This window comes from Armatimonas sp. (genome assembly GCF_031410135.1).
In the GTDB taxonomy this organism is placed as follows: Bacteria; Armatimonadota; Armatimonadia; order Armatimonadales; family Armatimonadaceae; genus Armatimonas.
In genome coordinates this window covers 1-3464 of record NZ_JANNYP010000066.1, presented here as the reverse complement: position 1 = coordinate 3464, position 3464 = coordinate 1, and the positions used below count along the sequence as shown (strand labels likewise).

At 57.0% G+C, this 3464-nt stretch carries 4 protein-coding genes and 1 pseudogene; 2 read left to right on the top strand and 3 right to left on the bottom strand.

Annotation, left to right across the window (positions count from 1 at the left end; genetic code table 11):
- From RMO15_RS02360 to RMO15_RS02350, 3 genes and pseudogenes are all read right to left on the bottom strand, one after another.
- Positions 1-213 (bottom strand): annotated as a pseudogene (locus RMO15_RS02360) (hypothetical protein); the annotation flags it as partial.
- Complete coding sequence (locus tag RMO15_RS02355) at positions 210-767, bottom strand: hypothetical protein (protein WP_309707449.1); 558 nt, start codon at positions 765-767, stop codon at positions 210-212. The gene RMO15_RS02355 and the pseudogene RMO15_RS02360, both read right to left, overlap by 4 nt.
- Positions 768-826: 59 nt before the next feature.
- Positions 827-1336, bottom strand: a complete 510-nt coding sequence (locus tag RMO15_RS02350) for a hypothetical protein (RefSeq protein ID WP_309707447.1) — start codon at positions 1334-1336, stop codon at positions 827-829.
- Between the two features lie 103 nt (positions 1337-1439).
- On the opposite strand from RMO15_RS02350, the gene RMO15_RS02345 reads away from it, so the two are divergent.
- A complete protein-coding gene (locus RMO15_RS02345; protein WP_309707446.1) occupies positions 1440-1904 on the top strand; it encodes an SRPBCC family protein in 465 nt (154 codons plus the stop codon).
- A gap of 266 nt (positions 1905-2170) precedes the next feature.
- Positions 2171-3292 (top strand): RNA ligase, encoded by a 1122-nt coding sequence (locus tag RMO15_RS02340; protein WP_309707445.1) that lies wholly within the window; start codon positions 2171-2173, stop codon positions 3290-3292.
- Positions 3293-3464: the final 172 nt, after the last annotated feature.

The following is a 3464-nucleotide window of genomic DNA, read 5'->3' as shown; positions in this document are numbered from 1 at the left end:
TAGGCTTGTACCATCGAACTCATCAAAGAAGCTCAGCTTCCCTGCGTCAGCGGGTGGCATCGCTGGTGCTGGACTGGCCGTCGGAGCGCTCTGGGGCAACGGCGACGGAGATAGCATTCCAGGTTTCAGGGTCAGTGTGAGTGCCGCCAACCCTGCAAGAACTCCGAGTGCAGCGGCAACCGCTCCCGTAGTCGTTTCAAGCTGGAGTTTCAAGCGGGAACCAGCTCAGTTCCAACCAGCTCGATCGTCCCTTTGGTGTGACCGCAGTGAACAGCGATCATAGACTCCCAGTGTGCCATTGTCGTCATGGTCACATCGTATTGATAGGGCCGCCACTCGGGAGTCAGGTTAACGTCCTGCTTGAAACAATCGGGGAAACCTGGGACATTTCGCTGCAATATAATCGTGACATGCGAGTGGGAAGTGGAGCGTCCCCAGAACCGTAGCTGGAGCTTCTCCCCTTTCTTAAAGGCTCTGCCGAGTGGGTTGGAAACGCCTACATTCCAAGGCTGCATCCCCGGCTGATCCGTGACGACTTTCACTCCGGTACGTGCAGCTCCTCCTAGAGTCTCCTGAACGACCGTGAGATTACCCAGAGCACCTTTTTCGGTGTAAAACTTCCACTTGTCATTAGAAACAAGGTTTGTCGTGTCTCTCGAAGCCCCCATGGCATTAGCCTTTGTGTTCCGAAAGGCAACCGATACAAACGCACCACCAATAGCCAGTGCAATCGCAACCATTCCCAGCGGTTTAATGATGATTCTCATATAAGCCCCCTGGGTGATCCTCGGTAGAAATACCAGAGATCTTTAGAAGAGAAAATTACTCATGACTGCACAACTTGAATCTCGGTGATGGCTACCTCGCCACTGGCTCCGCCAATCTGGAAGGCCAGGATGCTGCTACCCGTCGTCGCCACCGAGGTCTTTATGGGAAGGCGAAACTCTTGCCACTCGCGTGAGAGCTCTACATCGCTTGTCCATGTGTCTGACTGAGCAGACTGAAGAGTCGTGCGAATCCTGCGTGGTGTGGCAGCACGGGCCTTGAAGCGAAGAGAGAGCGGCTTCTGTGCTCCCAGCACCTCCGCAGGCACAAGCTTTTCTAGGTGGATATCCTCCAGCCCCTTTCCAGGACGAAGAATATTGACTTGGTAGATCGGGGGATGTGCGTTGCCGTCGGTTAGCACCTCCATCGTCCCATCAAGCTCGTTGAGTGAGGCCAGTGCCCAGTCCGCATCGTCCAAAACGACCTGACCATCACGCTCCAAAAATAGAGGAATGGTTACCAGACAAACTGCCAGCACCCCCGCCATCAGAAAATATCGTCGTTTTAACATAAACTCACCCAAGCATCCCCAAAACATCCCGAGTCAGAATACTATATCTCACTATACTTTCGGTTCTGGAACGAATTGCCTGTAAGTGACGTTAGAGACATGGATGCCTACCCTAACCTTTACCACCCAGATCGCCACCTCGCAGGAGGCGCTCTGGGCCTTTCATGCTGGCACCGAGGCACTCACAAAGATCACACCACCCGGCACTCGAGTCCGTCTGATAGATGCGCCTGCAAAGCTGGCTCAAGGAGTGGTCTTTACGCTGGTGGTCTCTCAGCCACCTGTCTTTGTGCCACTGCGCTGGCGCTGTGAGTTTCTCCTCTGGGAGCCGCCCCTGCGCTTTGTGGACCGGCAAGTGCCTGGCAAAGGCCCTTTTGCCTTCTGGGAGCATGAGCATCGCTTTGAAGCTCTGGGCGTCGGACGGAGTCAATTAACCGACACGATCACCTACACGCCGCCGCTAGGGCCGCTGGGGAAGCTGGCGGATGCGCTCTTTATCCGCAAGCAGCTCACGGAGATGTTTGCCTACCGACACCGTGTCACAAAGGCGGCTCTGGAGGGCGTTTAGCAGAGTAGGCGCATCCCGCGATAGAGTTCGCGGATTTCAGCGGCTGGGTCGTTTGATAACTGGACTGTGAAAAGTTGCTCACCTCTGTGACTTTTCCGGGTGAACAACACTCTTAGGGAGTGTAAGTAAGATAGATGAAGTGTGAGAGAGAGGGAGAGAAGATAAAAAAATGTTAGGAATGCTAGAGCTGCTGATCCGATACCATTATGTGGAGGATGTCCCGGGGCTAACAAGTTTGCGGGAGAGTGAAGGAGATCTGTGGGACGATGAGTCGGGCAGCATTATTGGTGAAGTTGAACAAGAGCGGCTTTCTGACACACGAGGTGCAGAACGGGCGGGTGCTGGTGCATCCGGCACGCAACAAGTTCGAGTGGGCACCCGACGAGCTGAGCTACCGCTCCGCCGTGCTCGACGCCGACGGACGCATCGTCTCGGTCGGCTGGCCGAAGTTCTTCAATCAGGGCGAGTTCCCAGCACACGACTCCGTGATCGCGCAGGAGCTGGCGAGCGGTCAGGCCATCATCACACACAAGCACGACGGCTCCCTCATTATCCGCTCCGTCCTCTCGGACGGGCAGGTATTGCTCCGAACACGCGGCTCGTATGACGGCGGCGAGTACGGTGTCGCGGCACTGGCGGTCGCGCAGGCCAAGTACCCGACTCTGCTCGACCCTTCGGTTTTCCCCGAGGGGTCGCTGCTTTTTGAGTATGTCGGGCAGGCCAATCAGATCGTGGTGCGCTACGAAGGCGACGACGACTTAGTCTTTCTGGGTGCCGTGGTTCACGACGAGCCACTCCGCTACCTGTCGTTCACCGAGCTGAAGCCACTTGCCCAGCAGCTGGGCCTGCGGCTTGTCGAGACCTACGACTGGGCCAAGACGGGCGCGATTGGCGAGGTGCTCGGTTTGGTGCAGGACTGGAACCATGCGGAGGGTGTCGTGGTGCGCTCCGGCGATGGCCAGACGCTGCTCAAAATAAAGTCCGCGTGGTACTTCGCACAGCACGCACTCCGCTGGCACATGACCTACGACAGCATCGTACGCTTTGTGCTGGATGGCGGCATCACGGACGAAGCGGGGCTAGAGGCCGGGCTCGCTAAAGCGGGCTGGGACTTCGAGATCATCGTCAAGGCAAAAGAGCACTTCGCGACCTATCAGACCCGCCGTGCAGAGGCAGACGCCATCAAAGCCGCAACCCAGGCGATCCTAGCGGACTTCAACGCCGGCAACGCGGAGTACGAAGACGAGCGAGCACGGCGCAAAGCCTTCGCCGCTCTAATCTTTGGCCAGCACGCCCCGCTCGCCAAGTACGCCTTCACGCTCTACGATGGCAAGCTAGAGCTGCTAGAGTCGGTCTTGTTGCGCCGTGTGATCTTGCAGCAGAGCTAACCTATCTGCCAACCTGAGGAACAAGTCCTCAGGCTTAAGAGGGCGACGGGCACCTTCGTGCCCACTAGATTCGGTTGGCTGCGAAGGCAGCCGTAGCCCTCTTAAGCCGGAACCCTCGTGGTTCTGGCTTCTTTATTTGGCGTAGTCCAGCAGGAAGGCAAGTGTCATGCGG